This window comes from Nitrospiraceae bacterium (assembly GCA_019637075.1).
Taxonomy (GTDB): domain Bacteria; phylum Nitrospirota; class Nitrospiria; order Nitrospirales; family Nitrospiraceae; genus JAHBWI01.
The window spans coordinates 294,668-318,707 of sequence record JAHBWI010000002.1 but is presented as its reverse complement, the minus strand read 5'-3'; the positions used below and the strand labels follow the sequence as shown (position 1 = coordinate 318,707).

Here is a 24,040-nt window from a genome sequence, read left to right as displayed (position 1 = left end):
TTTAGCGTTTCAGCGGGGAGAGCAACGCGGGTGGAGCCTGGTCCGGCATCAGAAGGCGTTGGACGACCTCGCCCTTGAGAATATGGCGCTCCATGATTTCGGTCACATCGGCCTCGGTGCTCACCCGGTACCACACCCCTTCCGGATAGATCACCACGCTGGGGCCCTGCGCGCAGTAATCAAGGCATCCGGCTTTGTTGGCCCGTACGACTCCCTTGAGGTTCAAACGCTTCGCTTCCTGCTTGAACCGGGCATGCAGCGATTCTGAGCCTAACTTAGAGCAACTGCCGCGAGGATCGTCGGGCTCCCGCTTGTTCGTGCAGACAAAAATATGACGTTGGTAGCCGGTCATGGTGGTGAATGGGCGGTCTCGGTGGTGTGATTGGACCGATCAGGCCCGCGCGTGCAGTCGATCGATCAGTTGTTTGACGTCCGCCGCATCCAGCAATGTGGATCCGGAGGGCTGGGCCCCGGCAATGGTGGCGATCTCTTGCAACCGAAGCTGGGCACGCTGTTTGGCTTCAGGTTCCGACACCGCTGAAGATTGGCCCTTGGCCAGTTTGTCGAACTCGGAGCGAATGTCCCTGAAGTCCCGTTGCAAATTCTTTATCATCGAGCAGGGCTCACAATACCACTTTGGGCTCTGGTCCGAGGAGGGGGACAGGCGGTCATAGGTTCGTCCGAAAAAGTCCTTACCCAACGACAACTTCATCAAGGCTGTGCCCGTGGCACCACAGGCATTGCAGGCTTCGACTTCCATACGCGAGTGACTCCTCTCCGCCTTCGGCGGTCAATGGGGGCGAATCTTACCGCACGGGCCTTTGCGGTAGCAAGCCGCCACGGGGACGGTGTGAGGCGATCTGTGTATAATGCAGCAGCGGTGGCAGTGAGCGCTCTTCAGGGAGGGAATCATGCGTATCGGGGTACCGAAAGAAATTAAAGATCATGAGTATCGCGTCAGCGTGACCCCCGATGGAGTTCGCGCCTTGCGGCATGCCGGCCATCAGGTGCAGGTCGAAGCCTCGGCGGGACAGGGCAGCGGCTTTTCTGACGACGAGTATCGCCAAGCCGGGGGCCAAATCGCCGTCTCCAAGGAGGCGTTGTTCGTTGAATCCGACCTCATCGTGAAGGTGAAAGAACCCCAGCTCCCTGAGTGCAGTCTCTTTCGCCCCGGACAGGTTCTCTTTACCTACCTCCATTTGGCTTCCCTGCCGGAATTGACCAAGGCGTTGATGGCAGCGAGCATCACAGGGATCGCCTATGAGACGGTGGAGGCGGCCGACGGCAGTTTGCCTATGTTGCGTCCCATGAGTGAAATTGCCGGGCGGCTCTCCGTGCAGGTGGGCGCACGCTATCTCGAACGGGCGCAAGGCGGCCGTGGCGTGCTGCTGGCCGGAGTCCCCGGGGTGGAACCGGCCAAGGTGGTGGTGGTGGGGGCCGGCGTATCCGGGGCTTCGGCGGCACGGATTGCCGTGGGGATGGGAGCGCAAGTGACGGTGTTGGATTTGAATCTCGATCGGCTGCGGGCGCTGGACGATCTCTACCATGGTAGGATCATCACCCGAATGTCGACCCATGGGGCCGTCGAGCAGGCGGTGATGGAGGCAGATCTCGTGATCGGCGCCGTGTTGGTGCATGGTGCGCGCGCACCGAAGGTGGTTAGCCGGGCGGCTATCGGGAGCATGCGGCCGGGCTCGGTCGTCGTGGATATCGCGGTCGATCAAGGCGGCTGTTTTGAGACGACCAGGCCGACGACCCATTCAGATCCCGTGTATGTCGTTGACGGGGTTACCCACTATTGCGTGGCCAATATGCCGGGGAGTGTCCCTCGTACCTCGACCCTCGCTTTGACGAATGCGACATTGCCGTACCTGCTGCGCCTGGCTTCCGACGGAGTCGATCGGGCCATTCGATCCGATCGCGGTTTGGCGCGCGGAGTGAACGTGATGGAGGGCAAAATTACCTGTCAGGGAGTGGCGGATGCGCATGGCTTGCGTTTTACCCCCGTCTTGTAAGACAATCCGCAACTCGTTTCCCGTGTCTGCCCGGTCGGGGCGTAGCGCAGCCCGGTAGCGCACTGCGTTCGGGACGCAGGGGTCGGAGGTTCAAATCCTCTCGCCCCGACCAAACAGAACTTCCCAGATCTTCCCTTCTCATGTGCTCCCAGACATCCGGCACCTTTTTTCATATTCAGTAGCGGTTCGTGCCTGTCGGCGGCAGATCGAATGCAGCCGTTCTTTGTTGTCGCCGCCGGATGAACTTCTTTGGGCGATCTGCTGCTTTCGTGTGCTCCGCCGTGCCTCCCTAACGGCTCCTGATGACGGGACCTGCGCACCGAGTAGTTTTTCATCTGTGTCCCACAACCCGCCGGCGGCGCCATCCGATTCCCTGAGGTTGCGCGCGAATCGTCATGGCATTGACGCACTCGTTCCGTCTGAGGGGCATTGCGTACCGACCTAATCCTCAAGTTGTGTTCCGAACAAGCCGATTCTTCTACAAGCAGGCGGACAGTGGGTTGATCTGTCGACCTTGCCGGACGGACGTTTGAAACAACTCGCCGGTCGTGATGAGCGGCAAGAAATGTGGGATCGCGCAAACTCCTAAAAAGCGTGACGGCCTTTTGGAGGTGTGAGAATATCCACGCAAGGCGAGACCACTTCAGCCCGTCAACCGTCAGTTCAGTGTGAGCGTCGTCAGCCCATGCCTCAGAGCGATTCCCGCGAACACGTGTATGCGAGGGTGTTGGTGAGCGGGAGGGTTCAGGGCGTTGGGTACCGGGCCTTCACGCAGCGAGTGGGGACGGCGCGACGGCTTGCGGGCGGCGTACGAAACCTCGATACCGGACAGGTTGAACTCGAAGTCGAAGGCAGTCGGGCGGTGATCGAGGATTTGCTTGCGGAATTGCGGAAGGGGCCGGTCGGGTCGCGTGTGACTCAGGTGCAGGTCGAGTGGAGTACGGCGGCCGATCGATTCACGGATTTTCAAATTTGGTATTGACCGATAAGGACTATGGCACGACGCGCGACAGCTCTCAGCCACGATGACGACGAGGTCAAGGCTTCCGCCGCCCTGCGTCGCCGCCGCTCCGCCCGTTCGGACGAGGATAACGAGGAGGCGACTCACGGCTCCGAGGAGTCGCAGACGGAACAGCGGCCGGCCGAATCGGAACGATCGGAAGGCCTCGACACGATTAAAAGTTACCTGCGCGAGGTGCGCCGCTCCACCTTGTTGACCTTCAAGCAGGAGCAGCAGCTCGGGAAGCGCGTCATGGCAGGCGACGAGCAGGCGCGCCAGCAGATGATCGAAGCCAATCTGAGGCTGGTGATCAGCATCGGCAAGCGCTACATGAATCGGGGGTTCCCGTTTGCGGATATCGTAGAGGAAGGGAACCTCGGGCTGATCAAGGCCGTCGAGAAGTTCAATTACAAACGGGGTTTCCGTTTCAGCACCTATGCCTCCTGGTGGATCCGGCAGTTTATCGAGCGAGCTATCATCAACCAGGGGAAGCTGGTCCGTCTGCCGGTCCATGTCGTCGAACGTTTGAATCGGTATTTGGGCAAGGTCGAGCAGTTGGTGCACGAACTCGGCCGGGAACCTCGCGCCGATGAAGTCGCGGCGAAGATGAAGACGAGCGTTGAGGAAGTGGAAGATTTAAAGCAGTTGGTTCGCACCACCTGCTCACTCGACAGTCCCATCAGTGACCGACAGGATACCTTTCTGCGGGACGTGATCGAAGACCCGCTCTGTCTCTCTCCTGCCGATACGGCCGAGGGCGTCATGCGCCGGGCAGAGATGATGGCTTGGGTCAAAGAGCTGCCTGAAAAGGAACGGATCGTGATTCTGGCTCGGTTTGGACTTGACGGCGCGGAGGCTCGGACGTTAGAAGAGATCGGCCGCGAGATGGGTCTGACACGCGAACGAGTCCGTCAAATCGAGACGGCCGCGCTCGTCAGGCTGCGCGGGATCATCGAACGAAAGACCATGAAGCGGGGGGACCTCCTATGATGAACCCCTGCGCCGACCGTGCCCATGAACTACAAGGCTCTCATCCGCGAAGTTCCGGACTTTCCTAAGCCCGGTATCCTCTTCTACGACATCACGACTCTGCTAAAGGACGCCCGCGCCTTTCGTACCATTGCCGACGAACTGACGGCTCGGTATGAGGGGAAGGGAATCGCGAAGGTCATCGGAATCGAATCCCGTGGATTCATTCTGGGCGGCACCTTGGCCGCGCGCCTTGGGGCGGGATTCGTGCCGGTCCGGAAGCCCGGGAAGTTGCCGGCCGATATCTACGAGGTGAAGTACAACCTCGAGTACGGCTCGAGCGCGCTCGCGATCCATCGGGACGCCGTGTCGATCGGTGAACGGGTTCTGATCGTGGACGATCTCCTGGCGACGGGGGGGACAGCGGCGGCGACGGTCCACTTGATTCGCCAACTCGGCGGTGAAATCGCGGGATTGGATTTTCTGGTCGAATTGAAAAGTCTCAGCGGGCGGGAACGCTTGGCAGGGCAGGAGGTCCATTCGACGATCGTCTATCCCTGATTCCCCCATATCTTGTGGATAGAAGGACTTGTCAAACGACGTGTAGCGTGATATACCAGCCGAACTTTTGCGCCTAACCCTCATCACGAAAGGTCATGAGTCACTATGGCGACGAAAGTCCAAGCGAAGAAGAAACCGTCCCCCACCACTACAAAGGCAAAACCTTCCGCGCCGCCGTCGGCCAAGCCGGTCGTGAAGCCGCGGACGGCTGAGGTTAGTACTGTGATTGAGAAAGATAGCGATAGCGTTGCCGCCCGCGTGGTGGCTGCGCTGACGGCGAAGGAAACACCGAAAGAGCGGGAAGCCCGCGAGCGTCGTCGCGATATGTTGCAGCAGATGCTCATTCGCAAGCGCCAGGAAATCCTCAAGGAGATCGAGGGAAACCTCGGTCAGTCCCTGACGGAAGATCAGCAACGGCGTTTGGAGTCCGCGCGTGACGTCGGAGACCAGGCCTTGATGGACTTGGAGCGTGAGCTCGGCATTTCGCTCATGGAAATGCGGAACCGCAAGCGCCAGTCCATCGATGAGGCATTGACTCGGCTCACCGAAGGCACTTATGGAATTTGCGCCGAGTGCGGCATTGAGATCAGCGAGAAGCGCCTCGAGGCAGTGCCGTTCGCCAAGCTCTGCGTGCAATGCCAGTCTCAGCTCGAGTTGCTGGAGAAGATCGAGAAGGAAGAGGAGCGCGACTAACGCGTTCCTGTTCCGGAGGCTGTTGCCCCAACCTACCCGAATTTTCTTCCTTCCGGGGAGTGCATTACCTTCGGACGCGAGCATAATTCATCGCGTTCCATCCACGTATGATCGCTGCTTCAGCGAAGGCCGTCATTCTCCTCAGCGGGGGGCTGGATTCTGCCGTGACGGCTGCCGTGGCCAAGAGCGAAGGGCATGATCTGTATTGCCTCACCGTGCTCTATGGACAACGCCATCAGGTGGAGGTAGAGCGGGCGAAGGCAGTGGCAGGGGCGTTGGGGGCCAAGGGGCATGTGCTGCTGGATCTCGACCTGCGGGCGATCGGGGGCTCAGCCCTCACCGGCGACCAGGCCGTGCCAAAAGACCGAAGCGAGCAGGAGCGAGCCGGCGACATTCCCGTAACCTACGTTCCGGCGCGAAATACCATCTTTCTATCGCTTGCCTTGGCCTACGCGGAAGTGGTTCATGCCGGTGCGATCTATTTCGGCGCCAACGTGGTGGATTATTCCGGCTATCCCGACTGCCGTCCCGAATTCATCGCGGCGTTCGAGACCATGGCAAGGCTTGGGACCAAGCGGGGAGCGGCCGGCCAGGTCATTGAGGTGCGGGCGCCGCTGCTGACGTCCTCGAAGGCCGACATCATTCGGAAGGGATTGGCTCTCTCAGTTCCGTTCGAATTGACCCACAGTTGTTACGATCCTGATGCTCAGGGGATCGCCTGTGGCCGGTGCGATAGCTGCCAGATCCGTCGGGAAGGATTCCGCCAAGCAGGTCTTGAGGATCCGGTACGGTATGCGATACCTTAGTCTGGAAGTTATGTTTGCGTGAACAGATGATGTGGTGAAGTGACGGTTTGAGCTGCCTTCGCCGGTCGGTTCTACGCTTCTACCGCTACAAGGAACGATGTCTCCTGAAGAATTCTTCATGTACCTCACCATCGCCTTGATCGTGGTGGTTCCGGTGGCGGTTCGTCTCTATCGACGGGCTACGCTCAGCCGGACGACCGAAATGCTGCGGCAAGAATTGCATCATCCGACCTCATCTGCCGCCGATAAGCCGGAGCAGAAACCGTCATGATCCTGCGAAATTTGCGTTCGTCCCGTTGGGTGGGACCGATGGCCCTTGGGTTCTGCCTGATGCTGAGCGGGCTGGCCGCCTGCGACTCCGGCGCAACGAATCCCGGGTCCCCCCAAGCGTCGAACTCGGGGATACCGGCTGAGTTCCAGCCCGGTGAGGCAAAGTTCAATGCCAACTGCGCCGCTTGCCATGGCGCGCGGGGGGTCGGTACCAGCCAGGGGCCACCGTTGGTTCACAAGATCTACGAGCCGAATCACCATGCCGACGTAGCCTTTCAACGCGCCGCTGCCAATGGAGTCCGGGCGCACCACTGGGAATTCGGAAACATGCCGAAGATCGAGTCGGTGTCGTCGGAGGACGTCGATCAGATCATCCGCTATGTGCGCTGGTTGCAGAAGCAGGCCGGCATCTTCTAAGTCACGTATCTCGTGAAACGTCGATCGTTTCTGATCTCCCGTCTCCTCGTCGACTGACGGGCTCTCGCTCGTCTCTCCCTCGTCAGCATTCGGGTTCGCCCCCTTTGACAAGATCGGTTTTGGTTCGTAAGGTAACTGCAGTGCAGGCGCAGCGGGAACGCAGGTCCACGTGCGCGCGGGAGGGGTGGTGTTGGCTGGGCCTTATCACAGGAGGGAGCTATGAAACAGGGAGTCGGGTCCATGCTGGGAGGGGTCATCGGAGTGGGCGCCTTGTTGCTGACGACCGGCTGCGCGGCGATTGAAGCTGGGCATGAAGGGGTGATGGTCGAACAGCCCTTCTTATTCGGGCACGGCGGAGTCGATCCGGTACCGACCAAAACCGGTCGCGTTTGGGTGGCTCCGACGACCAAGGTCATCGATGTCGATGTCCGTCCCGTTCAATATTCGGAGCATTTCGACATCATCTCTGCTGAAAACGCACCGGTGTCGTTCGATGCCTTCCTGATCGCCAACGTCGTGGAGGGACGATCGCCGGAACTCATCAGCCGCTACGGCTCAAGTTGGTATCAAAACAACGTGAAGGAAGCCTTCAGGACGTTCGTCCGGGAGGAGGTGCAAAAGTATCCCCTCTTTCAGCTGACCACCGACCCGACCACGAGGACCAAACTGCAAGATGCCATCGCGCGGGAAGTCCAGACCAAGCTGATCGAGAAGCAGAATATTCCGATCAGGCTCAACCGGGTCGTCGTGGGCAGCATCCTTCCCCCCAAGGGCGTGGTCGAACAGACGACCCAGACCATCGTGCAGGAACAGCGCAAGATTACGATGGTCGAATTTCAGAAGGCAGAGGAGGCACGCGAGAAGGCCGAGAAGCAGCGCGGCATTGCCGATCGCGCCTATCGCGAATCGCTGGGGTTGACCGCGCCGGAGTTCGTGGACCTTCGCCGGATTGAGGTCCAGAAGGAGATCGTGCAGCACTCACCTTCGGCCCTGACCGTCATCATGGGGTTGGAGCGGGTGGGGATCAATATGCCGCCACTCGCGGCGGATCGCTAATCTCGAACAACCCGTGGGAGAGCCGGGATGTTCCTTGGCTCTCCCGCCGCGGGCCGCTCACTTCACCAGCCAGACCCGGTAGGTCTTCGTGTTCAGGGGCTTGGCTATCTTCAAGGTGCCGACCTCTCCGGGATTCATTACATCGTCCCCGCCGGCCGTGCGCCTGGCCGGGTAGCGGGTACTTCGCAACAGAGCGCCCTGCTCATCATAGAAATCCACCATGACGTCCGCTGACTCGCGTAGGCTGCCTTGATAGGCGGTGCCGAGCCAGTCCAGCCGCTTCAAGGCCTTGTAGACGATAATCACGGTACCGTCCGCGTCCTCGCGCACACTGAGGATCTTCAGCGCACGATTTTGGTCCAACCCCGGTTCGCTGCCTCCTGCTGTCTGCGTGAGGAATACGCGCTCGACGTCGGAGGCTTGAAACAGCGCCTTGATTTTGCAGTAGACGGTCCGTCCTTTTTCGCTCTGCTGTAGGATCTGCTGCTCGGTGACATGCTTGGTCGCCAGTTGGTGCACAAGGTTGCGGAAGAGCGTGGAATCCACGATGCCGATCATCTGCTCGCGAACCGGCGCGGATGTGCTGATAGCCTGGTGCAGGGCTTCCGTGCAGGCCGTTTGCTTTGCCTCGGCTGCGGTTTCCGGTTCGTGAAATGCGTACCGGTAGTCACCAGTGACTTCAATACGGCCGCTGTCTGCGTAGGCGTCCAACGGCGCAGCGAGGGCCAAGCTCTGGGTGGCGAGGAGCAGGATGCCGAGGCTCGACAGGGACAGGAGAGGAGTCATACAAGCCACCTTCCTTTCTCTGGCTACACGTCAATCCGGCAGGGCCCTCATAGTGGAGCCACTTCATGCTATCACGCAGCTGTGGGGGCATCAATGTCGGGGAGCCGCTTCGGAGCGGGGTTTGAGTTGGATTGTCCGGTCGGATGCGGAATGCGGGAGGAAGACAGTCACGTAGACAGGCGCTGCAGTTCTTCGACGATAGCCTGAACCGTTTTCGGCGCATGGCCTTCCGCGCGATTGTTCGCCAGCACATAGGGCGTCACGCCCTGCTGATCCGCTTGTTGCGCGAGGACTGCGGCCTCGCGACGCATTTCCGGCTGAGCTTTCACGATTTGGTTGTAGGGCGCATAGCGTTCAACTGCCTTGGCAAACGCCAGTCCCAACGGCGTCAGCAGCCGCATGACCAGAAACGGCGCAGTGAACTGTTCCTCCAAGAGGCGATGCTGCACCAACAAGGGCGGCATCCCGGTCCAGTGGTTGTAGGTGTGGCCCACGCGATGGGCCCCTAAGATGTCACGGTACCTCCTGCCGAGAATGGCGGGATTCCTGATTTCAACGGCATAGGGATAACCGGGCGGGAGCTTGCCGAGAAACGCATCCAGCGCGTCGAGGAACTGCGCCGGCTCGAGACCGGTGCGTTGGAACTCGAAGATGAACGGTCCGAGGCGTCCGGGCAGGCTTTCGACGAACGGACCGAGCACCAGATCGTGAAATGTTCCGGGGTCGAGGAATCTGGGATTCGGTTTGCCGGCCTTCGCACCGTATCGCGGGAGATTGGCGTAAGCCGGAATCGTGAGCTCTTCCCAAACCTTGGAGCAAAAATGGAAATTGGGCGGCACCTGCGCGGCATAGTGCCTAAGTTGCGCCGCCGATGCCGGTCGATAAAACGTATGGTCGATCCCGACGGTGCGGAAGAGCGGATGGCCGTCATATTCGTAAGTCGCATACTCGGCCAAACTGTCTTTGGAGAACCGGCTCGTTGGATAGGTACGTTGGTAGACTTGGCCCTGCCATCCTTCATAGGCCCATGAACTGGTGCCGAAGCGAATCAGGGATGACCGCACCATATCTGTTTCCATTGTTGCCGTTGTAAACCTGGTGGTTGTGTCTGGATGCTCAGTGCGCGTGTGCGCTGCATGATGCCAGAGCCGCCCGCGATTCTCGATATCTTTCTGTCGCCCTGCGAAGGTCGGGCACTCCGAAAAAGTTCGACATCAGACTGGGGAGCGTGCCTCAGTCTGTTGATGGTCGGTGCGCATTTGCCTTGACACTCGTTGGAGCGATCCGGTAAGGATTGCACTTCGTCGTCGACGCACTTCTATGAGTCCTATGAGATCTACACTGCTGGCACTTGGGATCCTCCTCTCGGGATGTCAAATGCTCGAGCCAGCCGGTACTCTTCCCGCTTCGCATCCGCCCAGCGTGATGTCGATGTGGGATCTCTATCGCTACTGCCAAACGAGCAGTGACGTGGAAGCAGTACTGACTGCGGCGAAGGAACTGCGTCAGTCCGCCGACACCCATGTGGTGCCGACAGCGGATTTGCCGAAGAGTTTCGATCGGTTCGTGGCGCGGCAGCCGGTGAGAACTACTGTAGACCCGAAAGCCATGGCGGCATCTTGCACGTTGCAGGCGGCGCGGACGAGCTTGAGCGCCGGACGTGGTCGAGAAGCCGAGCAGCTGCTTCACTCGGTGGTGGCCAGCTACCCCGAGATGGAATATACCTTCTACGTCGAGCAGGCCAGGGTTTGGATCCAAGAATTGCGGCGGCCCGGATCGGACAATCCGGAATTGCATCCCATCTCGAATTTCTGACCGCTTCTTCCTTCGTCCTAAACACGACAGCCTATAGTGCCGACCAGGATTGGTCGTTGTTCTTGCTTGTGGTATCACCATGTGCGCGAGGTCTCGCGGCCGACTGCGGCGAGCAGACGTGCGGAGTGACGAACGGGGATGCTGGACGACCACCAGGGGTGGGATGGGAGCCAAGGCGGATGGCGAGCCAAGCTTCGGGGCAAACGGCCCAAGCATGTCATTCGTGCGCTCCTCGTCCACGTCTGGCCGCTTTCGATTGTGGGTCGCTGGCTGTATCGGCTTCGTTGGCTGGCTCCCGTTTATCAGGCGATCAACCGTCGATCTCGCCGTCTGTATGCGGCCCATCGCCAGCGGCTTGACCTACCGGCCTTCCACGCAGTGCGTTCCTTGCGAAAAGACGGGCTCTACCAAACCTCGATTGCGGGACTGCTCGGACGAGCCGAGCTATTCGACGACTTGCGGGCCGACGCCGGACGGCTCCTGGCCGTGCCGGAAGTGCAGGCACGAATCCAGCGTCGAAGCCATAGCCTCGATCGAAAGTGGTACGTCGTGCGGGCGATCGGCCATCGCGCGCGCCGGCAGCCGATTCCGGCGAGCTTCGGCGAGTTTTTTCTCCACGAACGGATGTTGGCGATTGCGAGCGCCTACTTTGGTGTGCAACCCCGGTTGAACTACGTCGACGTTTGGCACAACTTCGCGGTCCGGGACGGCGAGCCAGCGATCAGCGCCGAGTATTGGCATCGGGACCACGAGGACAAGCATGTGCTCAAGGTTTTTCTTTACCTTGAAGCGATCGACGAGACGATGGGACCACTGACCTACCTGCGGGGCTCGCAACCGGGCGGGGCGTTCGGCACTCTGTTTCCCGCTGTTCCCCCCACCGGTTGCTATCCAGAACCGGCAGCGCTCGCCGCGCAGGTGAAAGCGCGATCGATTCCGGTCCTATCTTGCATCGGCGAAGCTGGTACGGTCGTGCTGGCGGATACCGGCGGGCTGCATCGTGGAGGTCGGTCGCATACCAAGCCTCGTGTCGTACTCATAGGCGTCTACACCTCCAACGCCGGTCTGGATTCCACGCGCTATAGCCTGATCGATGCACCGCGCCGGGCTGCCCTCTCACCCATGGCCCGCTTTGCATTGTACCGCTGACCTCGCCAGCTCCCGCTCTTGACAGCACTCCGGTGCCGCCGTACCCTCCAATGAAATCGCGGGCCGATCGTCGCCCGAGAACCACAAGGAGAGAATCATGATGCCGGCCTATTGCGCGAGTCACGATAGAGGTGAAAATTTCATGAAGACTGTCGGTATGGCTGTGGCCTTTCTGTGTGCGGTGGCGGTGAGTCCAGGACTGGCAGGGGCGACGGAAGATCTGCCGAAGGAATCGGTTTTGCCGTCGGCACTGGCGGCCAAGGCCGTACAGGCGGCGATCGAGCATTGTAAAAGAGACGGGTATCGAGTGAGCGCTTCGGTGGTGGATCGCTCGGGTCTGTTGCGGAGCATGACCAGGGCCGATGGCGCCGGTCCCCATACCATCGACAGCAGCCGGAAGAAAGCCTATACCGCAACCAGTTTGCGCCGTCCCACCAGCGAACTCGCCGATATGATCTCCAAAACCCCGACGCTTCAGGCGCTCCGCGACATGAACGAACAGATCCTCATGGTCGGCGGCGGTCTGCCCATCGAAATCGGTGGGGAAGTGGTCGGAGGGATCGGGGTCGGGGGCGCCCCAGGCGCTCATCTAGACGATGCCTGTGCCGAGGCTGGACTCGATGCGATCGGAGCTGCACCCAAGGTGCCGACGGGCAAGTGAGCCGTCAATTCGGATCGGTGCTGTCTACGCTGCTGCTCGTTCTATCGCTGAGCGGCTGCAACAGCGATCGGCCGGAACCGGCCGAGTTCACGCTGGCTCCTGAAGGGCTTCTGGTTCGCATTACGAGGGTGGCGACCCACCCCTTTCTTTCTCGTCACAACCTGACGTTGCGCGTCGAGCAACTCGGGGGCTGCACGGCCACGGCCGAATTGTTTCCCGACACAGGGTACGCAGGCCGGCGCAACGTCTATCGTCAGTCCTCTGGGCGGATCGGCATCGTTGGGCAATATGATGTCCGAGTGATCGAACCGGGGACCTGTTTGATTCGGCTGATCGAGTTCCAAGCCTGGGACCGACAGGGGCAGTATCTTGGGGCATTCGATGCCGATGCGCAGAAACGCTGGCGGTTCTTTCCCAAGGCGGAGCGGCAGGAACTGCCGTTTGAAAAACTCTAACTGCCGATGTCGGCGGACCCGTCTATTGCCGTGGGGCCATCCGAAGAGGTACGAGACCGCACGCTAGCGAGCTCTATTGCGTGCGCCTAAGAGTATCGCGGCTGCAATGGTCGCGGCGCCGAGTGCAACGATCGTAAGACCAATCTGGTTGAAGAAGGGGGCGCTCTCGTCCCTTGCCATGAGGCGCCAGCAGGGGATAGCGGAAGACACCAGGAAGGCGCCACAACAATAGAGGCCTAGGATGGTCGCGCGGTCTGGCTTCGGAGCGTGCGATGGTGGGCTGACCCTGTCTGGCCGGATCTGTGGTACTCGAAGGGTTCGTTGAAGCCGATACCCGCCGTAACCGAGCGCTACCACAAGGAGTAGCCAGCCCAACCCGTCGGCGCCGTGAAGAAAATCCGAGATGTCCGTTCCGCTTGGAATCGTCATTAGTACTAGGTGATTCTAGCACTAGTACTAAATATGACAACAAGCCGAGCAAAATGCTCTTGAGGAGCTCGGGTCAGCCGGCGCCGAAGGGATGGTCGATCACGAAGAGCCAACGGCCATCGGCTTGCCGGCGAGCCACTTCGATATTCTGCCCGCGCATTTCAATGGGCTGCCCGTCAGCCGCCTTGGCGGTGAGGTGCCAGTCGCCTCGCAGGAGAGCAAGGTCCTCTGTCTGGACGACATAGACGGTTGAGATCGTCATCCGGCCCTTGAGGGCCATGAACTGCTCCAGCGCTTGCCGGTTCGCGGCGGCACCGATTGTGATCTGACCCGGTTGTGGGACCAGCGCTGCCTCCGGTTCATACAGGCGCATCACAGCGTCCAAGTCTCCGCTATTGAAGGCTTGGGTGAAGGCTCGATGAAGCTGGTCTGGTGCAGTGCTGTGCATGGGGACTCTTGTTGGATTACATGATCAGTTCGGCAAGTCCATAAACCGGAACTGTCCGTTCTCCCGCGGTAATCTCCCCTGTGACGATGCCCATCGAAAAGCCGCCGATGAACCAACTGCTGAGGGTCTTCCGAAAGGACAGGCTGATGTTCATGGTGCCTGGTCCGGCGCTGCTCATCCAGGAAATGCGCCATTGTTTCGGCCAGCGGTACATGCCGGGCGCGAAGTCCTCGTCGAGCACTTCGATGCGGATGTCCTGCATCGATTCGGGGACGTCCCCGTTGACGGTAAATCCCATCAGCTTACTGACCAGCAGCGCGAGACGGTCGCTCTGGTGGCTATGCAGGTACAGATCGGTCGGGTTTGCCGCAGACAGGTACAGCCCCTGGAAGCCTTTCCACATGCCCCAGTAGGTCTTGGTCAGGCGGTTGAAGTTCGGCATCATCACATATTCGTAGATGACCCGGCCGGGAATCGTGCGCCCGCGCCACGTGAGTTCGGCCGGTCCGGCGCTCATCCAGGTTTCTCCGCCGTTGTGCTGGTTTTGGGTATGGCGGGTCAGGCTTCCGATCTTTAGAACCAAATTGTTCGATGAACTGCTGATCGTGATGCCAGATTCCGGAGTGCCCTCGAACCGGAAATTCGGGGAATCCGGAATGCGGGCGGTGTCGTGGTGAAGGTTGGGATAGGACCCGTTGCCCGCCAGTTCCACCCAGCCTTGCTGTTCGTCATGCAGGAGTACGAGGTGCTCGGCCTGATATTTTGCGCCGTCCTTTCCCCGATTATTGTCGAGGATGAACGACACATGCCCCTGGGCATCGGTGCCGACGAAGGAAAAATAGTCCGAGATGTAGAGGAGGGAGGGGCCTGGGGCCGACGGCGTGTGGGGCGTTTGTTCGGCGGCCCGGCCCGACTGGGGAAGGGCCACAAGGCCGCAGAGGACGAAGCACAGCCGAATGACAAAGCCCAAGCCGGAGTGAGTCAGAATCCCCTCCCTCTTCCTGCGCGGCACTGTGGAGGATCGTCCTCAGCAGGACTGCGTAGTCCATGAAAGCCTAGCGGGACTGGCCCGTTCTGTCAACGAAACCGCCGCTTCTCCCGGGCGGCGTCGCGAGGCTTACCCGGCCAGCCTGTCTTTGAATGTCAGCTCGGCGATGGCGGACTTGTCCAACTCCCCCTTGCCTTCCTCCACCAGCCGGCTGTACTGCGCATAGGTCGCTTGCGCAACCGGAAGGGTGAGCCCGACCTGTTCCGCCAGCGCGAGGGCGATGCCTGAGTCTTTCGCTGCATGCGAGGCTGAAAAGTAGCAATCGTGGGCGCGCCGCTGCATGTCCTCGCCGTCCGTTTCGAGCACGCGGGAGTTCGCGCCGGTTTGGGCGAAGACTTCCCGGAGCATGGTCAGGTCGAGCCCGAGCGCGGCGCCCAATCCCAACCCCTCTGCGAGGGCGGCCGTGTTGGCATTCATCACCATGTTGACCAAGGCTTTGACGTTGGCCGCGGTGCCGGCCGGTCCGATGTAGCGCAGGTGCGCACTCAAATCCTCCAACAACGCACGGGCACGATCGAAGACCTCGCGTCGGCCGCCGCACATGAGGTACAGAGTGCCTTGACGGGCTTGCGGGATACTGCTGGCCATGCAGGCTTCCAGCGTCGTGCCTCCACGCTGCTCGACCAGCGTCTGGATTTCTTGATGGATACCGGGTGACAGGGTTGCGCAATTGATGAACAGGCGATCCTTGGCGTGCTGCAAGAGGCTATCGGGTCCGCTGGCGGAGAAAATGTGGCGCATGGCGGTGTCGTCGGATATGACGGTGAGTACGGTGTTCGAGAGTCCTGCGAGACGGGCGGGCGTGGCAGAGGCGTCGCAGTTCAGCTCCTTGGCCAGTTCCTGCGCGCGCCGTGCGTCGGCATCCTGCACGGCCACTACCGTATAGCCTCGATCTTTCAATCGGCGGGCCATGTTGGCCCCCATCCGGCCGACCCCGACTATTCCAATGCGAAACTCTGCCGTCGTCATTCGTTCCTCCTGTCTGCCGTGATACGATTCCGCCGCCGGGAGTGTAGCATAAACGCAAGAGTAGGGCGGATGGCGGTGAGGGTTTACGTGAATGTACGCCGTGCCGTGATTAGGGGGAAGGGATGCAACAGAAGATAGTCGGCTACCATCAGGACGAAGAAGGACACTGGGTCGCGGATCTGGCCTGCGGCCACGGGCAACATGTGCGGCATCAACCGCCGCTGACTACGCGCCTGTGGGTGTTGACCGAGGAAGGACGCCGGACGAGGCTGGGGATGGTGCTCAACTGCAAGCGCTGCGAGGAACCGGATCCGCCGAAGCTGTAAGCTTGAAGCACCCGGGGGCTTCCCAATCGCTGGGCCTGCCCCCGGAGGGATCGGTCTATGCCCAGATCCAATCGAGGAGTGAGGAGAACCAGGCGGTTAGAGACGAGAGCCAGGATTCGTCCTGCGGCGCAGGCTGGGCAACAGGTTGCGCCGTCGGCCTTGGCGCCGGGGGGGCAGCCTTGGCGACCTCAGGGGCTTGGGTTGCAGGCGCGGAGGAGGTTGCCGGAGCTGGAGCGGAGGCCGGTGCAGGCACTGGGGCCGCAGGTGGCGCAATCAGATCGGGACGGGACGCTGCGGCTGAGGATGCAGGAGCCTGCGGTGCCTCGGCCGGGTTTGACTGCGGCGTGACGACGGCCACGAGTTTCTGCTCAGGAGCGGCCCCACTGATCGGTTCCGCCTGGGTTTCCGGGCCGTCCAACGTCTTCCCCATCACCTTTTCATAAGTGTTGGTAACGGACTTGAGCTTGTTCTCCTGCCGCTTCGTGTCGCTAATTTCTTTCAGCATCGCTTGATGACGGGCGCGCAGGGCCGCAATGTTCTGTTGCAATGCCGCGAGTTTGTCCCGATTGGTCTTTTGAATCTTCGCGTATGCCGCTTGGATGTTCTTGAGCTCGTTCTGCAGATTGGACAGCGACTGCTCGTCTTGCCGGTTGGTGCTGTGGAGTGCGTCCCGTTGTCTCTCCAGTCCTTGAATGTCCGCCTGCGTCCTCGCCAGTTCACCGTATCGTTCTTTTGCCTGTTGCCTAGCCGCCTCATAGGTGTTGGTGGAGACGCATCCCACCATAGGAAGCAGGATGGTCCCGGCAATCCAAGCCAGGCGGGGGGACTGCCGAGGCCGAGGAAGAACGGTCTGGGGGAGGGGGCGAAGCATGTTCGGATTCATGGGGCGCTCCTTGCTATGAAAGTGCAATGCGACCGCTTTCGCGAGCTCATCGGTCGGGGTCAGCAGCGTGCCTTGAGGCTAATTTTTCAGAAAAGGCCGGAAACGGCAAAAGATTTCAGGAAATTTGCAGGTCATGGGCAGCCGCGATGGCGTCTGTGAGGGTTGCCCTGTGGGGCGAATCTCGGCAGGGATTAGCTGACGATGATGGCGTCGGGAGGCGGAAGGATCGTCATGTCGAGACCCGGTTCACGCCAGGGTTGCAGGTGCGGGCCATCATACCGATAGCCACCGGTCACGGGATCATCGGCAAGCAATAGCGGAGTATCGAGATCCAGAACATCGAAATGTCCAAGCCCCAGTACTAGACTGAAGGAGCATCCCATCGCCACTCGGGTTTCGACCATCCCGCCGACCATCAAGCGGAGGCCGGCTTCGAGGGTGAGCTTCGCAATATGGAACGCTTCGATGACCCCGGTCTTCATGATTTTGATGTTGATATAGTCGGCGGCGGAGGACTCAACTACCCGACGAGCATCCTCAAGGGAGCGGACCGATTCGTCGGCGGCGACGGGAATGCCGGTGAGGTGGCGAATCGCATGAAGTCCGTCGAGATCCTCCCTGACCAACGGCTGCTCCAGCAGCACCAGCCGTCCGCCGAATCCCGCCACTCCCCGCGCAAACGCCAGACATTCTTCGCGGGAAAACCCCTGGTTTCCGTCCCCGATGAACGCGATCCCAGGTAGAGCCTGATGCACAAGCTCCAGCCGGCGGATGTCTTCGTCCACATCGAGTCCGACTTTCATTTTGAAGAGCCGAAAGCCTCTCGCATACCAACCTTTGGCGAGTTGGATCGTCTTTTCGGCATCGCAAATCGGAATGGTGATGTCGGTGCCGTGCGCACGCACCTCGGCCGATCCCCAGAGGGCCCAGAAGGGAATATGTTGCGAGCGGCACTGGGCGTCGAGGATGGCTGTTTCCAGTCCGCAACGAGCAGCGGGATGGGAAAGCGCCGTTTGCTGTAGGTCTGCCGCAATTTGTTCATAGTCTGAGGCCGATCGTCCGATAAGTGAACGGGCAAGCCTTGTGGCCGCTGCGAGGCAGGACGCGCGGTCCTCGCCGCCGACTTCGGGGAATGGGGCGGCTTCGCCGTAGCCGGTCGTACCGTCCACCAAGGTGACGCGGACAAAGACATTTTGTGCAGTGACGCGTGAACCGGTCGCCACGACGAACGGATCCGTGATCGGAATGTCGACCGGCCAGAGGTGGATGCGCTGAATGCAGTTCGCGTTCACGCGGGTATCAGGGCGTCGCAGCCGACAAGTCAGTCATCAGCCGTACCGATCATTCTTCCAGGGGAAGGCTGTGTTGGAATAGCCGCGGACTTCCCAGAAGCCTTTTTCGTCGCGATCCGAAAATGTGATCTCCTTGACCCATTTCGCGCCCTTCCAGGCATAGCGTTTGGGGACGATGACGCGAACCGGGCCTCCGTGTTCCTTGGTGAGCGGCTGGCCGTTCCATTTGTGGGCGAGCAGCACGTCGTCGTCGTCACAGGCTTCCATGGGGAGGTTTGTCGTGTAGTCGTCGTATGATTTAAACAGCACGTACTTGGCGAGGGACAGTGGCTGGGCGACGGCGATCAGTTGCTTGAAGCTTACGCCTTCCCATTCGTTGTCGTAGCGACTCCAAGATGTGACGCAGTGAAAATCAGAGATGTCTCTGAATTGCGGTTGCGCCTGAAAATCATTCCACGTCCAGGTTACGGGAGTTTGGACGAATCCCTTGATGGCTAGCGTCCATTCGGAGAGCGAGATCTCTGGTTTGAACCCCAAATCCAGCACAGGCCAGGTTTCAACGAGGTGTTGTCCGGGCGGGAGCCGGTCATCTCCTTCGTAAAAGACTTCTCGTTCTTCCCCACCCCGACGGGCTTTAGCCCAGTTTTCCTTTGCCTTGGTCAATCGGTCGTTTTGATCCATGTCCAGCCTCCTTGTACAGGGTAGGGCAAGAGCCCTGTATCTTACAAGGCTGTTTGGATGTGCACACGGAACAGTGGGGGCAAGGCTCCGTGGCCGTAGAAGGGGATAAGAACCGAAAGGGATGTCCCGTGCAGATTCGTATGCTGCTATACGAGCCGTTGTTGGATAGCGGCGCGAAGCAATTGTGCGGTGTTGGAAACGCCTAGCTTCAGCATCACCGATGAGCGGTGGGCTTCAACCGTCCGCACGCTGATATTGAGGCGTTCTCCGATTTGACGGTTCTTCAGTCCGGCCCAGATCAGGCGGACCACCTGGACTTCGCGTGGGGTCGGTTGTCGCAGTCGGATGCTGATCGCGAGGGGTTTTTTCGGTGCGGCGGACGGCGATACTTTCTTCCACTGTTTCAATTGGCGGCGCACGGTAGGTCTGTTCATCAAGAGCCTCTTTCGTTAGAAAAAGTGCGGCTGACGGAATACTCACTCTTTTCTAAGCCAAGCGCGAAGAGGTTTGCAGGTTCGATGGGGCATCGACGATTGGTTTTTGGCCTCTACACAGCAGCCGGCGAATGGACCTAGTTTCAGTACGTAGGCACGTTTGTGGCCGTGGACGGAGCGGGAACTTCAACTGGGAGGGATGATGGGTCCCACCGGCTGTGTAAGAGAGAACTTTGAGGAAACGGCGTTGGAGGAATGGAGTACGGAGATCACACACCGACACGGCAGGGGGATTGTGTGCCTACCCCTGCGCTACCCGAGGTGACTGCGAAGGCTAGACGTGGAGCCTAGTCTCCCGTTCGCACCACCGCTCCGGGCGCATCAACGTGCCCAATGCTGCGATGGCGCAAATAGTCGCCAACAGGACAAAACTGGCAATGAGGAAAAATCCGCCTTTCATATCGTGCATCGTAAGAGGGACCATTGTCTCACCTCCCTCTAGGAGAATTCTACCACTTCATGAGTTTTGCCACCCGCAACCGCAAGCCCATGAATCTTCTGGAGTTTCTTTTGTGAGTGGAGCTCGACATTGAGGACATGCACGCATCCAGACATGGAGACCGGTTCTGCTGTCGGCATCAGCACGGCGGGGGATGGGAGTCGGCTTGGTCGACATGGTCGGTTCAACGAGTTCGATGAGCGCGTGTGTGGTCACCATAAAGCCCCCGATTTTCTACCGACAATAGATCTTTCGGTGGGCGGGGGTGAGTTCTTGAGCCTGTGCGCCAGTAAATTCCAGCGAACCACGGCAGTGAGATGGGGTGCGGGGGGCGGGGCTCGCAAGGGCCTGCTACACTTGAAGAAAACCCATCACTGCTATATGAAACTCCCCGATTCCCTGATCCTTTCCATCTTGGTCGTCTCCTCCGTATGTGATATCCCTGCGTTCTCAGCGCCGGTGGAGAGCATAGAAAGACGGCAGGGTAACGGCAAAGCAACTAGCTCGAAATCGGGCAGTCTACTTGCGCAGCATCAAGACGTCTGTGATCGGGGTGGTGCTTCAAAATCGTCGGTGAAGAAGACAAAGGCAAATGTAGCGGTGAAGCCGAGTACGAACTGTACGACGGCTGGATCGGTTGTCTTGGGCAATCGGACTGAAATGGGAAGGGCAAAGTCGGATGTGGCGCCAATTCAGGATCGACATGCCGTGCTGCCAGCCCGTTGCGCGCTGCCCTCAATCGATACTGAAGTTTCAATCCTGGATGAGGTCGCCCCTCACGTGCCTTCTCGTGCGCAACGTGACCTTGATCGTAATCGAGATGGCGTGGTCGATCCGATGGAACGAGCCATGGGGCGGATCGATATGAGCGTTAAGGGTGATATTGGGCTGCGAGGAGTCGATATGCTGGTCGAACGCCTGCACCAGGGTGACCCTGTGCTCCTGCGTAGCCACACCTTCTCCTCGGTCGTCGAGTTGCCGAAGGAGCCCTCGCAGGTCCAATTGCCTCGTGCCGTGAAACAACCGCCTCCGCGCAAGCGGGTTGCGGTGACTCGCGTGCCTGCGCACTGACTATTCGGTCTCCGTTCCGCCGTTCACTCCCATTCATTTCCTCGTCTTCCTGGCAGACACTGCCGGAGATCTCCTCCGCCACAGGGACTATGCCGGTAAGATCCTCTCTCTCAGGACGACTGAGCTTGTAGGGAAATGGCCGTGACGTCCTTGAAGGATTGACACCAGGGAGGCAAGACACCATGATATCCACTCAAGTGGCGATGACGACGTCGATTGAACCATCCGGCTCGAGTAGGAACGCCGGCTCGGGCCGGGTTCTTCTTGGGCTCAGCCTAGCCTTGGGTATTGCCGCCTTTTTCTATTTCGATCTTGGGCACTTGCTCTCCCTCGATGTCTTGAAAGCCAATCGAGATCGACTCCTCGCATTTACCCAAGAACACTATGGCGCGGCCGTAGGCCTCTTCGTGCTGGTCTATTGCACTGTGGTGGGGTTATCGTTGCCCGGCGGCACGATCATGACGCTCGCGGGAGGTTTTCTGTTCGGGAGCCTGCTCGGCACACTCTACGTCAATCTTGGGGCCACAACCGGCGCGACACTGGCCTTTCTGTCATCGCGCTATCTGCTGAGGGATTGGGTCGAACGGAAGTTCGGGCACAGGCTGGGGCCGATTCAAGATGGATTTGCCAAGAATGCCTTCAGTTACTTGATGACGCTGCGCCTGATTCCGCTGTTCCCGTTTTTTCTGGTGAATATGGTCTCCGGCCTCACCCGCGTGAATGTCGGGACCTACATGCTCGCGACCGCGCTCGGGATCATCCCTGGGAGTTTCATTTTCGCCTATGCGGGCCGCCAGCTCGGAACCATCAACTCGATCAAGGAAATCGCCTCTCCCAATGTGTTATTGGCCTTTACGCTGTTGGGCCTGCTGACTCTGATGCCTGTTCTGTACAAGAAGTACATGGGCAAAACTGCATGATCCGGTCCCGCGTGTGGGGTGCCGAGTTCTATAAGTGCGGTTCCATTTCTCCAGAAGCCAGAGAGGTTCCGTGTGTCTGATCAGCCCACCATGTTGCCGGATGACGAATACAACCGGACATTGCTGCACAACGTTCATCCTTCAGACTGGGAGAATCCCACCCCGGCCGGCCGGTACAATCTGGTCGTGATCGGGGCCGGCACCGCGGGCCTGGTGACGGCCGTGATTGCCGCAGGGGTGGGGGCCAGAGTTGCGCTTGTTGAGCGGCATTTGATGGGAGGGGATTGTCTCAACGTCGGCTGTGTGCCGTCCAAGGGATTGATACGGGCTTCTCGCGCGTGGTCGGATCTGCGCCGGGCCGCTGAGTTCGGGCTGGGGATTCCGGCCGGCGTCACGTATGATTTCGGGATTGCCATGGCGCGAATGCGCAAATTGCGCGCACGGATCAGCCATGTCGATTCCGCTCACCGGTACCAGTCGCTCGGAGTGGATGTCTATATCGGGGCCGCGCGCTTTGCTGCGGGAAATCGCGTCACGGTGGAGGGGGCGGCAGGTCACCGTACGCTCGACTATGTCAAGGCGGTTATCTGTACGGGGGCTCGCCCGTCCGAGCCGGCGATTCCCGGCCTCCAAGACACCGGATATCTCACGAACGAAACGGTTTTTGGTCTCACCGCGCTCCCGGAGCGTATCGGAGTCATCGGTGCCGGTCCGATCGGATGTGAGCTTGCGCAGGCCTTCGCACGGTTCGGCAGCCAGGTCTCTCTGATCGAGGCAGCCCATGGGATCATGCCGAACGAGGACCGGGATGCGGCGGCGATTGTGCAACAGGCGATGCTGCGAGATGGGGTGACACTGCGTTGTTGCGGACAAGATCTGCAGGTGTCGAAGGTTGAGGGAGGAAAGCGTCTGACGGTCCATTCGCACGACCACCGCTATGATATAACGGTCGACGAGATTCTCGTCGGAGCCGGAAGGATGCCGAATGTCGAGGGGTTGGGGCTCGAGGCGGTCGGAGTCGTCCATGACAAGTCGGGCGTCACCGTCAATGAAAGGCTCCAGACCAGTAACCCCGAGATCTTTGCTGCCGGCGACGTGTGCTCCCGCTATAAATTTACCCATGCGGCGGACGCGATGGCGCAAATCGTGATCCAGAACGCACTGTTTCCCCATCCATTGGGGCTGGGCTACGCGAGTACGAAATCGTTGGTCATGCCCTGGTGCACGTTTACGGAACCGGAGGTGGCGCATGTGGGGTTGTACGAGGCTGATGCGCGCAAGCAGGGCATCGAGGTTGAGACCTACACCTATAAGTTAGATGAAGTAGACCGTGCCATTCTTGACGGATCCGAGGAGGGGTTCGCGCGGATTCACGTCCAGAAGGGCACGGGCAAACTGCTCGGCGCGACGGTCGTGGCGCTTCATGCGGGAGATTTGATCAGCGAGTGGTCTGTTCTCATGAAATCGGGGGCCAGCGTGAAGACCTTGGCCTCGACCATCCATCCCTATCCCACGCAGGCTGAAGTCAATAAGAAGGTCGTAAATCTCTGGCGAAAGGCGCACTTCAGCCCCGGAACCAAAGCCTGGTTGATGAAGGTATTTGCCTGGATGAGGCGTTGATGCGGTCGGCGATGGCCATAGCCTTGTGCACGGTCAGCGCCCTTGTCCCGCCGGCATCATCCGGCTCGGCACAGGGCCCTGAAAGCATACCGGTGGCAACATTCTCAGCCGCTGTACCGGGAGAAGCCGCCCCCGAGGGGTGGACGCCGCTGACGTTCAAGAAGATCCCCAAACATACACACTATGTCGTGGTGCGCGAGCAGGGGCAGACCATTGTAAAGGCCACGAGTCAGGCTTCGGCTTCCGGACTCACGAAGGCGGTGACGATCGATCCGAAAGAATACCCCATCGTCCGATGGCGTTGGCGGGTCGAGAATGTGCTGCAGAAAAGCGACATGACGAGAAAGGACGGCGATGACTATCCCGCGCGCCTGTACATCACCTTTCTGTATGAGCCCGACCGTGTCAGCTTTGGTCGGAAGCTCAAGTATCAAGCGGGCCGCGCACTCTTCGGAGACATTCCCATCGCTGCATTGAACTACGTTTGGGAGAGCCGCGCGCCGGTCGGGACCATCATCGATAACGCCTTCACCGATTTTGCCAAAATGGTCGTCGTGCAGAGCGGATCCCAGCATGTGGGAGCATGGGTAGAGCAGGAGCGGAACGTCTACGAGGACTACCGGCAGGCGTTCGGCGGCGAACCACCGATGATCAGCGGTGTCGCCATCATGACGGACACGGATAATACGGGAGAGCAGGCAACCGCCTACTATGGCGATATCGTTTTTGTGAAGGCCGGCGCGACGCCGAAGTAAACGGCCCGAGGA

The 24,040-nt window shown here is 59.8% G+C and carries 30 protein-coding genes and 1 tRNA gene; 19 read left to right on the top strand and 12 right to left on the bottom strand.

Annotation, left to right across the window (positions count from 1 at the left end):
- Position 1: 1 nt before the first annotated feature.
- Both KF814_05725 and KF814_05720 read right to left on the bottom strand, forming a co-directional pair.
- Positions 2 to 352, bottom strand: coding sequence for a (2Fe-2S) ferredoxin domain-containing protein (locus KF814_05725; GenBank protein MBX3235631.1), 351 nt, complete (start codon positions 350 to 352; stop codon positions 2 to 4).
- A gap of 39 nt (positions 353 to 391) precedes the next feature.
- Positions 392 to 760, bottom strand: coding sequence for a hypothetical protein (locus KF814_05720; protein MBX3235630.1), 369 nt, complete (start codon positions 758 to 760; stop codon positions 392 to 394).
- Positions 761 to 911: 151 nt separating this feature from the next.
- Here KF814_05720 and ald point away from each other — a divergent pair, with 151 nt between their 5' ends.
- From ald to KF814_05670, 10 genes are all read left to right on the top strand, one after another.
- Positions 912 to 2,015 (top strand): alanine dehydrogenase, encoded by a 1,104-nt coding sequence (gene ald / locus KF814_05715; protein MBX3235629.1) that lies wholly within the window; start codon positions 912 to 914, stop codon positions 2,013 to 2,015.
- 35 nt (positions 2,016 to 2,050) lie between these two features.
- Positions 2,051 to 2,127: transfer RNA gene (locus tag KF814_05710), tRNA-Pro, on the top strand.
- 573 nt (positions 2,128 to 2,700) lie between these two features.
- Positions 2,701 to 2,997, top strand: coding sequence for an acylphosphatase (locus KF814_05705; GenBank protein MBX3235628.1), 297 nt, complete (start codon positions 2,701 to 2,703; stop codon positions 2,995 to 2,997).
- A gap of 12 nt (positions 2,998 to 3,009) precedes the next feature.
- Entirely contained in the window at positions 3,010 to 4,005 is a 996-nt protein-coding gene (locus tag KF814_05700) for a sigma-70 family RNA polymerase sigma factor (protein ID MBX3235627.1), read from the top strand.
- 24 nt (positions 4,006 to 4,029) lie between these two features.
- Positions 4,030 to 4,545 carry an adenine phosphoribosyltransferase gene (locus KF814_05695; protein MBX3235626.1) on the top strand — a complete coding sequence of 172 codons (516 nt, stop codon included), beginning with the start codon at positions 4,030 to 4,032 and terminating at the stop codon, positions 4,543 to 4,545.
- Positions 4,546 to 4,650: 105 nt separating this feature from the next.
- On the top strand, positions 4,651 to 5,238 hold the full coding sequence (locus tag KF814_05690) for a TraR/DksA family transcriptional regulator (GenBank protein ID MBX3235625.1): 588 nt from the start codon (positions 4,651 to 4,653) through the stop codon (positions 5,236 to 5,238).
- Between the two features lie 107 nt (positions 5,239 to 5,345).
- Positions 5,346 to 6,044 (top strand): 7-cyano-7-deazaguanine synthase QueC, encoded by a 699-nt coding sequence (gene queC / locus KF814_05685; GenBank protein MBX3235624.1) that lies wholly within the window; start codon positions 5,346 to 5,348, stop codon positions 6,042 to 6,044.
- 97 nt (positions 6,045 to 6,141) lie between these two features.
- Positions 6,142 to 6,315 (top strand): hypothetical protein, encoded by a 174-nt coding sequence (locus KF814_05680; GenBank protein MBX3235623.1) that lies wholly within the window; start codon positions 6,142 to 6,144, stop codon positions 6,313 to 6,315.
- A complete protein-coding gene (locus KF814_05675) occupies positions 6,312 to 6,731 on the top strand; it encodes a cytochrome c (GenBank protein ID MBX3235622.1) in 420 nt (139 codons plus the stop codon). Before KF814_05680 ends, KF814_05675 begins: the two co-directional genes overlap by 4 nt.
- A gap of 219 nt (positions 6,732 to 6,950) precedes the next feature.
- Positions 6,951 to 7,787, top strand: coding sequence for a hypothetical protein (locus KF814_05670; protein MBX3235621.1), 837 nt, complete (start codon positions 6,951 to 6,953; stop codon positions 7,785 to 7,787).
- A 57-nt stretch (positions 7,788 to 7,844) separates the two neighbouring features.
- Here KF814_05670 and KF814_05665 read toward each other — a convergent pair whose 3' ends face one another.
- Both KF814_05665 and KF814_05660 read right to left on the bottom strand, forming a co-directional pair.
- Positions 7,845 to 8,573, bottom strand: coding sequence for a hypothetical protein (locus KF814_05665; protein ID MBX3235620.1), 729 nt, complete (start codon positions 8,571 to 8,573; stop codon positions 7,845 to 7,847).
- Between the two features lie 167 nt (positions 8,574 to 8,740).
- Positions 8,741 to 9,640, bottom strand: a complete 900-nt coding sequence (locus KF814_05660; protein MBX3235619.1) for a DUF72 domain-containing protein — start codon at positions 9,638 to 9,640, stop codon at positions 8,741 to 8,743.
- Between the two features lie 262 nt (positions 9,641 to 9,902).
- Between KF814_05660 and KF814_05655 the strand changes: the two genes are divergently transcribed.
- The 4 genes from KF814_05655 to KF814_05640 all read left to right on the top strand — a co-directional run bounded on the left by KF814_05655 (position 9,903) and on the right by KF814_05640 (position 12,653).
- Entirely contained in the window at positions 9,903 to 10,388 is a 486-nt protein-coding gene (locus tag KF814_05655; GenBank protein ID MBX3235618.1) for a hypothetical protein, read from the top strand.
- Between the two features lie 138 nt (positions 10,389 to 10,526).
- Positions 10,527 to 11,537, top strand: a complete 1,011-nt coding sequence (locus KF814_05650) for a hypothetical protein (protein ID MBX3235617.1) — start codon at positions 10,527 to 10,529, stop codon at positions 11,535 to 11,537.
- A gap of 142 nt (positions 11,538 to 11,679) precedes the next feature.
- Complete coding sequence (locus KF814_05645; protein ID MBX3235616.1) at positions 11,680 to 12,198, top strand: heme-binding protein; 519 nt, start codon at positions 11,680 to 11,682, stop codon at positions 12,196 to 12,198.
- Positions 12,195 to 12,653 (top strand): hypothetical protein, encoded by a 459-nt coding sequence (locus tag KF814_05640; protein ID MBX3235615.1) that lies wholly within the window; start codon positions 12,195 to 12,197, stop codon positions 12,651 to 12,653. The genes KF814_05645 and KF814_05640 overlap by 4 nt, the downstream gene beginning before the upstream one ends.
- A 502-nt stretch (positions 12,654 to 13,155) precedes the next feature.
- Here the strand turns inward: KF814_05640 and KF814_05635 are convergent.
- The 3 genes from KF814_05635 to KF814_05625 all read right to left on the bottom strand — a co-directional run bounded on the left by KF814_05635 (position 13,156) and on the right by KF814_05625 (position 15,547).
- Complete coding sequence (locus tag KF814_05635; GenBank protein ID MBX3235614.1) at positions 13,156 to 13,530, bottom strand: SgcJ/EcaC family oxidoreductase; 375 nt, start codon at positions 13,528 to 13,530, stop codon at positions 13,156 to 13,158.
- Between the two features lie 16 nt (positions 13,531 to 13,546).
- Positions 13,547 to 14,542, bottom strand: a complete 996-nt coding sequence (locus KF814_05630; protein ID MBX3235613.1) for a hypothetical protein — start codon at positions 14,540 to 14,542, stop codon at positions 13,547 to 13,549.
- 105 nt (positions 14,543 to 14,647) lie between these two features.
- On the bottom strand, positions 14,648 to 15,547 hold the full coding sequence (locus KF814_05625; GenBank protein MBX3235612.1) for an NAD(P)-dependent oxidoreductase: 900 nt from the start codon (positions 15,545 to 15,547) through the stop codon (positions 14,648 to 14,650).
- Positions 15,548 to 15,669: 122 nt separating this feature from the next.
- Here KF814_05625 and KF814_05620 point away from each other — a divergent pair, with 122 nt between their 5' ends.
- On the top strand, positions 15,670 to 15,873 hold the full coding sequence (locus KF814_05620) for a DUF3565 domain-containing protein (GenBank protein MBX3235611.1): 204 nt from the start codon (positions 15,670 to 15,672) through the stop codon (positions 15,871 to 15,873).
- Positions 15,874 to 15,928: 55 nt separating this feature from the next.
- Here the strand turns inward: KF814_05620 and KF814_05615 are convergent, their stop codons facing one another.
- The 5 genes from KF814_05615 to KF814_05595 form a co-directional block, all read right to left on the bottom strand.
- Positions 15,929 to 16,756 carry a hypothetical protein gene (locus KF814_05615; GenBank protein ID MBX3235610.1) on the bottom strand — a complete coding sequence of 276 codons (828 nt, stop codon included), beginning with the start codon at positions 16,754 to 16,756 and terminating at the stop codon, positions 15,929 to 15,931.
- A 191-nt stretch (positions 16,757 to 16,947) separates the two neighbouring features.
- A complete protein-coding gene (locus KF814_05610) occupies positions 16,948 to 18,069 on the bottom strand; it encodes a dipeptide epimerase (GenBank protein ID MBX3235609.1) in 1,122 nt (373 codons plus the stop codon).
- Between the two features lie 15 nt (positions 18,070 to 18,084).
- A complete protein-coding gene (locus tag KF814_05605; protein MBX3235608.1) occupies positions 18,085 to 18,729 on the bottom strand; it encodes a sulfite oxidase-like oxidoreductase in 645 nt (214 codons plus the stop codon).
- 146 nt (positions 18,730 to 18,875) lie between these two features.
- On the bottom strand, positions 18,876 to 19,163 hold the full coding sequence (locus tag KF814_05600; GenBank protein ID MBX3235607.1) for a response regulator transcription factor: 288 nt from the start codon (positions 19,161 to 19,163) through the stop codon (positions 18,876 to 18,878).
- 334 nt (positions 19,164 to 19,497) lie between these two features.
- A complete protein-coding gene (locus tag KF814_05595; protein ID MBX3235606.1) occupies positions 19,498 to 19,647 on the bottom strand; it encodes a hypothetical protein in 150 nt (49 codons plus the stop codon).
- A gap of 840 nt (positions 19,648 to 20,487) precedes the next feature.
- Here KF814_05595 and KF814_05590 point away from each other — a divergent pair.
- The 4 genes from KF814_05590 (at position 20,488) to KF814_05575 (ending at position 24,028) form a co-directional block, all read left to right on the top strand.
- The gene (locus KF814_05590; GenBank protein ID MBX3235605.1) at positions 20,488 to 20,733 is read left to right on the top strand and encodes a hypothetical protein; all 246 of its coding nucleotides are present in this window, start codon (positions 20,488 to 20,490) and stop codon (positions 20,731 to 20,733) included.
- A gap of 182 nt (positions 20,734 to 20,915) precedes the next feature.
- A complete protein-coding gene (locus tag KF814_05585; GenBank protein MBX3235604.1) occupies positions 20,916 to 21,653 on the top strand; it encodes a TVP38/TMEM64 family protein in 738 nt (245 codons plus the stop codon).
- A 90-nt stretch (positions 21,654 to 21,743) separates the two neighbouring features.
- Positions 21,744 to 23,273, top strand: coding sequence for a mercuric reductase (locus KF814_05580; protein MBX3235603.1), 1,530 nt, complete (start codon positions 21,744 to 21,746; stop codon positions 23,271 to 23,273).
- 11 nt (positions 23,274 to 23,284) lie between these two features.
- A complete protein-coding gene (locus KF814_05575; protein MBX3235602.1) occupies positions 23,285 to 24,028 on the top strand; it encodes a DUF3047 domain-containing protein in 744 nt (247 codons plus the stop codon).
- Positions 24,029 to 24,040: the final 12 nt, after the last annotated feature.